This window comes from Comamonas sp. B-9, assembly GCF_000410635.1.
Taxonomy (GTDB): domain Bacteria; phylum Pseudomonadota; class Gammaproteobacteria; order Burkholderiales; family Burkholderiaceae_C; genus Comamonas.
The window spans coordinates 61,578-68,615 of sequence record NZ_KE148634.1; the positions used below are offsets into that span (position 1 = coordinate 61,578).

Annotated in this window: 6 protein-coding genes and 1 pseudogene; all 7 read left to right on the forward strand. The window is 63.5% G+C overall.

The genetic code is table 11. The annotated features are described in order from the left end of the window. Positions 1–23 precede the first annotated feature (23 nt). Positions 24–662: a hypothetical protein gene (locus H928_RS28720; protein ID WP_021027838.1), complete on the forward strand. Its 639-nt coding sequence runs from the start codon at positions 24–26 to the stop codon at positions 660–662. Next, positions 659–2,230 (forward strand): ubiquinone biosynthesis regulatory protein kinase UbiB, encoded by a 1,572-nt coding sequence (gene ubiB / locus H928_RS0118475; RefSeq protein ID WP_021027839.1) that lies wholly within the window; start codon positions 659–661, stop codon positions 2,228–2,230. Before H928_RS28720 ends, ubiB begins: the two co-directional genes overlap by 4 nt. A gap of 34 nt (positions 2,231–2,264) precedes the next feature. Next, positions 2,265–3,746: a sodium:solute symporter family protein gene (locus H928_RS28725; protein ID WP_021027840.1), complete on the forward strand. Its 1,482-nt coding sequence runs from the start codon at positions 2,265–2,267 to the stop codon at positions 3,744–3,746. Between the two features lie 103 nt (positions 3,747–3,849). Next, positions 3,850–4,140 (forward strand): FmdB family zinc ribbon protein, encoded by a 291-nt coding sequence (locus tag H928_RS0118485; protein ID WP_021027841.1) that lies wholly within the window; start codon positions 3,850–3,852, stop codon positions 4,138–4,140. A gap of 13 nt (positions 4,141–4,153) precedes the next feature. Then, positions 4,154–4,792 carry a DUF502 domain-containing protein gene (locus tag H928_RS0118490; RefSeq protein ID WP_027011103.1) on the forward strand — a complete coding sequence of 213 codons (639 nt, stop codon included), beginning with the start codon at positions 4,154–4,156 and terminating at the stop codon, positions 4,790–4,792. Between the two features lie 41 nt (positions 4,793–4,833). Then, complete coding sequence (gene aspS / locus H928_RS0118495; RefSeq protein ID WP_021027843.1) at positions 4,834–6,642, forward strand: aspartate--tRNA ligase; 1,809 nt, start codon at positions 4,834–4,836, stop codon at positions 6,640–6,642. Positions 6,643–6,783: 141 nt separating this feature from the next. Then, positions 6,784–7,038 (forward strand): annotated as a pseudogene (locus H928_RS28730) (hypothetical protein); the annotation flags it as partial.

Sequence of the window (7,038 nt, forward strand, 5' to 3'; positions counted from 1 at the left end):
GACTTGGGGAATAATTGGGGACTATGGCAACACAGTCCCCTTTTTCTTTTCCGGGCGGCATTTTTGCGCGCATTCTGGAGTCGGCCCAACCCCCGCAGTGGCTGGTGTCGGAGGTGCAGCACCGCGTGGTGCTGTTCCTGAACCACGTGCTGATGCAGGAAAGTGCGGCCATGGAGCGCCTGGTGCGCCAAAGCGGGCGCGTCGTTCAGGTGCAGTGGCGCAGCATTGTGCTGGCGCTCAAGATCACGCCCGCCGGCCTGCTGGACCTGGCAGGCGCCCAGGAAACCCCCGATCTGCGTGTGCAGGTGGTCGATGACTCGCCGCTGGCCTTGGCGCGCGGCGTCATCCAGGGCGAGAAGCCCGCCATCCGCATCGATGGCGATGTGCAGTTTGCCGCCGAGATCCAGTGGCTGGTCGACCATGTGCGCTGGGATGTGGAAGAAGACCTGGCCCGCCTGGTGGGTGACACCCCCGCGCATTGGCTGGCCCAGCTCGGCCAGCGCGTAGCGGCTGCGCTGCGCCAGTTCGTCAGCATGGGCGTGCGCACCGCAGACCGCTTTGGCGCCGGCCGCTCTGGCGCGCAGGCCCAGCCGCCTGCACCGCCCACGCCCCCCGGCTACGCTGCGGACAGCGAGCCGGCCAGCGAGCGCACAACGACATGAAACGTTTTTTTCGCGGCTTCACCATTTTGTGGGTGGTCTGGCGCTATGGCTTGCACGACATGGTGCTGTCGAGCTTCAACCACCCCTGGCTCAAGGGCATCACCCGCGTACTGCGCATAGGCCGCAAATGGACCGAGCCGCGCGGCCAGCGCCTGCGCGAGGCGCTGGAGCAACTGGGCCCGATCTTTGTCAAGTTCGGCCAGGTGCTGTCGACCCGGCGCGATCTGCTGCCCCCCGATATCGCCGAAGAGTTGTCCCTGCTGCAGGACCGCGTGCCCTCGTTCGACCCGCGCATTGCAGTGCAGACCATCGAGCGTGCCTTCCGCAAGCCGCTGGCCGAGGTCTTTGTCAGCTTTGACGAAAAGCCCATTGCCAGCGCCTCGATTGCCCAGGTGCACTTTGCCACCATCCGCACCCGTGCGGGCGAGCTGCGCGATGTTGCCGTCAAGGTGCTGCGCCCGGGCATGCTGCCGGTGATCGACAGCGACCTGGCGCTGATGCGCACGATGGCCGAGCTGGTCGAGAAGTTCTCTGCCGACGGCAAGCGCCTCAAGCCGCGCCAGGTGGTGGCCGAGTTCGACACCTACCTGCACGACGAGCTTGACCTGATGCGCGAGGCCTCGAACGCTGCCCAGCTGCGCCGCAACATGGAAGGCCTGGACCTGGTGCTGATCCCCGAGGTGTTCTGGGATTTCTGCCACCAGGAGGTGATGGTGATGGAGCGCATGAATGGCGTGCCCATCAACCAGGTCGATACCCTGCGCGCTGCCGGTGTCGATATCCCCAAGCTCGCCCGCGATGGCGTGACCATCTTCTTCACCCAGGTGTTCCGCGACGGCTTCTTCCATGCGGACATGCACCCCGGCAATATCCAGGTCAGCCTGGAGCCCGAGAGCTTTGGCCGCTATATCTCGCTGGACTTTGGCATTGTCGGCACCTTGACCGAGTTCGACAAAGAGTACCTGGCGCAGAACTTCACCGCCTTTTTCCGCCGCGACTACAAGCGCGTCGCCGAGCTGCACATCGAAAGCGGCTGGGTGCCACCTGACACCCGGGTCGATGAGCTCGAGGCCGCCATCCGCGCGGTCTGCGAGCCGTACTTTGACCGCCCGCTCAAGGAAATTTCGCTGGGCATGGTGCTGATGCGCCTGTTCCAGACCTCGCGGCGCTTCCAGGTCGAGATCCAGCCTCAGCTGGTGCTGCTGCAAAAAACGCTGCTCAACATCGAAGGCCTGGGCCGCCAGCTCGACCCCGACCTGGACCTCTGGAGCACGGCCAAGCCGTTCCTCGAGAAATGGATGCTCGACCAGATGGGCCCCCAGCGCCTGTGGCGCGAGCTTAAATCCCAGGCGCCGCGCTACGCCAAGCTGCTGCCCGACATGCCCCGCCTGGTGCACCAGTACCTGGCGCGCAATGGCGGCGGCGGCCACCACGACGAGACGCTCAAGGAGCTGCTGGTGCAGCAGAAATTGACGAACAAGCTGCTGCAGATCATCATTTGCGGAGGCATTGGTTTTGTCCTGGGGCTGGTGGTGCTGCAAGTGCTCATCCGCATCCGACTTTTTTAAACCCCTAACCCTTACGCTTTGCAGGAGTGACAACGTGCTGCTCTACATGGTGATCGCCTACCTATTTGTAACCATCGGCGTGGGTCTGTGGGCCGCCAAACGGGTCAAGAACACCGCCGATTTCGCCGTTGCCGGCCGCCATCTGCCGCTGTTCATGATCATCACCACCACGTTTGCGACCTGGTTTGGCTCCGAGATCGTGCTGGGTGTGCCGGCCAAGTTCATCGAGGGTGGCCTGCGCAATGTGGTGGAAGACCCGTTTGGCGCTGGCATGTGCCTGATCCTGGTGGGCATGTTCTTTGCGGCCAAGCTCTACCGCATGAACCTGCTGACCATCAGCGACTACTACCGCAAGCGCTACGGCAGCGCAGTCGAGATCATCTGCTCGCTGATCATCATGCTGAGCTACCTGGGCTGGGTCTCCGCCCAGGTCACCGCGCTGGGCCTGGTGTTCAACCTGCTCTCGGGCGGGGCGGTCAGCATCCCCATGGGCATGGTGATCGGCGTGGTGTCCATCCTGGCCTATACCTTGTTTGGCGGCATGTGGTCGGTGGCAGTCACCGATTTTGTGCAGATGATCATCCTGGTGGTCGGCCTCATGGTGCTGGCCTTCTTTGCGTCGGACATGGCCGGCGGCGCCGGCAAGGTGATCGACCTGGCCACCAGCCGCGATCTGTTCCAGTTCTGGCCCGAGCCGAGCTGGCATGACATCGTCTTCTTCTTTGCCGCTGCCATCACCATGATGCTGGGCTCGATCCCGCAGCAGGACGTGTTTCAGCGCGTGATGTCGGCCAACACCGAAAAGTCGGCCGTGCGCGGCACCATCATTGGTGGCTCGGCTTACATCCTGTTCGCCTTTGTGCCTATGTTCCTGGTGGCCAGCGCGCTGATCATCATGCCCGAGGCCACCTCGGCCTTGCTCAAGGACGATCCGCAAAAAGTGCTGCCCACCCTGGTGATGGAGAAAATGCCTTTTGTGATGCAGGTGCTGTTCTTTGGCGCGCTGCTGTCTGCCATCAAGTCCTGCGCATCGGCCACCTTGCTTGCCCCGAGCGTGACCTTTACCGAGAACATCTGGCGCCAGTTCCGCCCCAGGGTGAGCGACCGCGAAAACCTCAAGACCATGCGCATCAGCGTGCTGGTGTTCAGCGCCTGCGTGCTGGCCTATTCGATCCGCATGCAGGGCACCCCCATCTATGAACTGGTCTCGGGCGCCTACCAGGTGCCGCTGGTCGGCGCCTTTGTGCCGCTGGTGATGGGCCTGTACTGGAAGCGCGCGACCACCCAGGGCGCGCTGCTGGCGGTGTTCCTGGGCATCGGCATCTGGCTGGCCGGTTTGAACATGGCCTGGGGCGCTGCCTTCCCGGCCCAGCTCGCTGGTGTGCTGGCCGCCTTCACCGGCATGATTGTCGGCTCGCTGGCGCCGCAAGCCATCCGCAACCAGAAGACGGACGTGCAGGCCTTTGTGGCCGATACCGCGCCCGCCGCCAGCGGCGCAGCGGTGGCGGGGCGCTGAGCGAACAGCGCTGAATGCGGGGCGTAGTGCTAAGCCTACGCCCCGGATCGGTTTTGCAACCCGCCTATAATCAAGAGTTTCCCTCCGTTTTCTTACACGCGCGATGCCTATTTACGCCTACAAGTGCAGTGCCTGCGGCTATGCCAAGGATGTTTTGCAAAAAATATCGGATGCACCGCTGACGGACTGCCCCGAGTGCAAGCAAGCCAGCTTCTCCAAGCAACTGACGGCCCCGGGGTTCCAGCTCAAGGGAACGGGTTGGTACGCCACCGATTTCAGTGGCAAGTCGGCTGCTGCGGCACCGGCCAGCGCACCTGCGGCCGACGCGGCTGCGCCCGCAGCGGCAGCAACGCCTGCATCTGCACCGGCTGCCAGCGGCGGCTCGGCGGTCTGAGGGCTACGAGGTGATGGCGTCCCTGCGTAAATGGTTGCTGACCGGGTTGCTGGTCATCGTGCCGGGCGTCATCACGGTCTGGGTGCTCAACTGGATCATCGGCACGCTCGACCAGACCTTGCTGATCCTGCCGCAGCACTGGCAGCCCGACGAGGTCCTGGGCTACCATATCCCCGGTTTCGGCGTGGTGCTGACTCTGGCGATCCTGCTGATCGTCGGCGGCATTGCCAGCAATTTTGTCGGCCGCAAGCTGGTGGCCTGGGGCGATGCGCTGGTCAGCCGAATTCCGGTGGTGCGCTCGATCTACTCGAGCGTCAAGCAGGTCTCCGACACCTTGTTTTCCGAGAGCGGCAATGCTTTCCGTACCGCCGTCATGGTGCAGTGGCCCCATCCCGGCATGTGGACCATCGGTTTTGTGACCGGCGCGCCCAGCGGTGAGCTGGACAGCCACCTGCACCAGAGCCCGGACAGTGCCGATACCGCGTTTGTAAGCGTCTACGTGCCCACCACGCCCAACCCCACGGGTGGCTACCTGGTGATGGTGCGCAAGAGCGACTGCATTGAATTGAACATGAGCGTGGATGCTGCGCTTAAATACATCGTCTCGATGGGGGTCGTGGCTGCGCCCGATGTCCCCACGGGGTCTAAATAACTGAGAACTAAGGCACCTTCATCGGTGCAGGAAGATTGGCTATGGCAATGCGTTCCCAATACTGCGGTCAAGTGACCGAAGCCCAGATGGGCGAAACCGTGAGCCTGTGCGGCTGGGTCAATCGCCGCCGTGACCACGGTGGTGTGATTTTCATCGACCTGCGTGACCGCGAAGGCTATGTGCAGGTGGTCTGCGATCCTGACCGCGCCGAGATGTTCAAGGTCGCCGAAGACGTGCGCAATGAGTTCTGCGTGCAGGTCAAGGGCCTCGTGCGTGCCCGTCCTGAAGGCACCACCAATGACTCGATCAAGAGCGGCAAGATCGAAGTGCTGTGCCACGAGCTGACCGTGCTCAACGCCTCGGTGACGCCTCCGTTCCAGATCGATGACGAGAACCTGTCGGAGACCGTGCGCCTGACCAACCGCGTGCTGGACCTGCGCCGCCCCACGATGCAGCGCAACATGATGCTGCGCTACAAGACGGCCATCCAGGTGCGCAACTTCCTCGACAAGGAAGGCTTCATCGACATCGAAACGCCGATGCTGGGCAAGAGCACGCCCGAAGGCGCGCGTGATTACCTGGTGCCCAGCCGCGTGCACGACGGCGAATTCTTCGCGCTGCCCCAGTCGCCCCAGCTGTACAAGCAGATGCTGATGGTGGCCGGCTACGACCGCTACTACCAGATCACCAAGTGCTTCCGCGACGAAGACCTGCGCGCTGACCGCCAGCCCGAGTTCACGCAGATCGACTGCGAAACCTCGTTCCTGAACGAAGAAGAGATCCGCGCCATTTTCCAGCGCATGATCAAGGAAGTGTTCCAGACCCAGCTGAATGTGGATCTGGGCGAGTTCCCGATCATGACCTACCAGGATGCGGCCTTCCGCTTTGGTTCGGACAAGCCTGACCTGCGCGTCAAGCTGGAGTTCACCGAGCTGACCGACGTGATGAAGGACGTGGACTTCAAGGTGTTCTCGGGTGCTGCCAACATGAAGGGCGGCCGCGTGGTGGGCCTGCGTGTGCCAGGTGGTGCGCGCGAGCAGGGCGGTCTGTCGCGTGGCGACATCGACGCCTACACCGACTTCGTCAAGATCTATGGCGCCAAGGGCCTGGCCTACATCAAGGTCAACGAGCTGGCCAAGGGCCGTGACGGCCTGCAGTCGCCCATCGTCAAGAACATCCATGACGCCGCGATTGCCGAGATCCTCAAGCGCACCGAAGCGCAAGACGGCGACCTGATCTTCTTTGGCGCTGACAAGGAAAAGGTCGTCAACGACGCCATCGGCGCGCTGCGCATCAAGATCGGCCACAGCGCCTTTGGCAAGAGCACCGGCCTGTTTGAAGACCGTTGGGCTCCGCTGTGGGTGGTGGACTTCCCGATGTTCGAACACGACGAGGAAAACGACCGCTGGGCCGCCGTGCACCACCCCTTCACGTCGCCCAAGGACGGCCATGAGGACCTGATGGACACCGACCCCGGCAAGTGCATCGCCAAGGCCTACGACATGGTGCTCAACGGTTGGGAACTGGGCGGTGGCTCGGTGCGTATCCACCGTGCCGATGTGCAGTCCAAGGTGTTCACCGCGCTCAAGATCAGCGCCGAAGATGCACGTGCCAAGTTCGGCTACCTGCTGGATGCGCTGCAGTACGGCGCGCCTCCCCACGGTGGCCTGGCCTTCGGTCTGGACCGTCTGATCACCTTGATGACCGGCTCCGAGTCGATCCGCGACGTGATCGCCTTCCCCAAGACCCAGCGCGCCCAGGACCTGCTGACCCAGGCCCCATCGCCTGTGGACGAAAAGCAGCTGCGCGAGTTGCACATCAAGCTGCGCAACCCAGCCGGCGCGCAGTAAGCGGACCGCGCGCTGCATGGGCCTGCCTGATGCACGGCGCCGCCACAAGGCCAAAGCCCTCCAGGCTTTGGCCTTTTTTGTCATTCTGGGGCGCTATGCTCTGGCCTGACTGACAGATTGCAAAGGGTACGCATGCACGCGATGACTGCGACTTCCAACCGAACCGGGCGCTGGGCCTGCGCCATGGCCTGGGCCGCCATCGCGCTGGCCTTGGCCGGCTGCGGCGAGAAAAAGACCGAGCTGGGCGAAGGCGGCTCGGAGGTCTCCGGCTCGGCCGGGCCGGCTGGCGGCCAGGGCGCGCATGCCAGCCTGGAGCGCTGCGATGAGCCGATCGCCACGGTGGCCCTGCTGGAGAACCCGCGCGGCTATGTGATGCCCAGCAGCGTCAACCTGCCG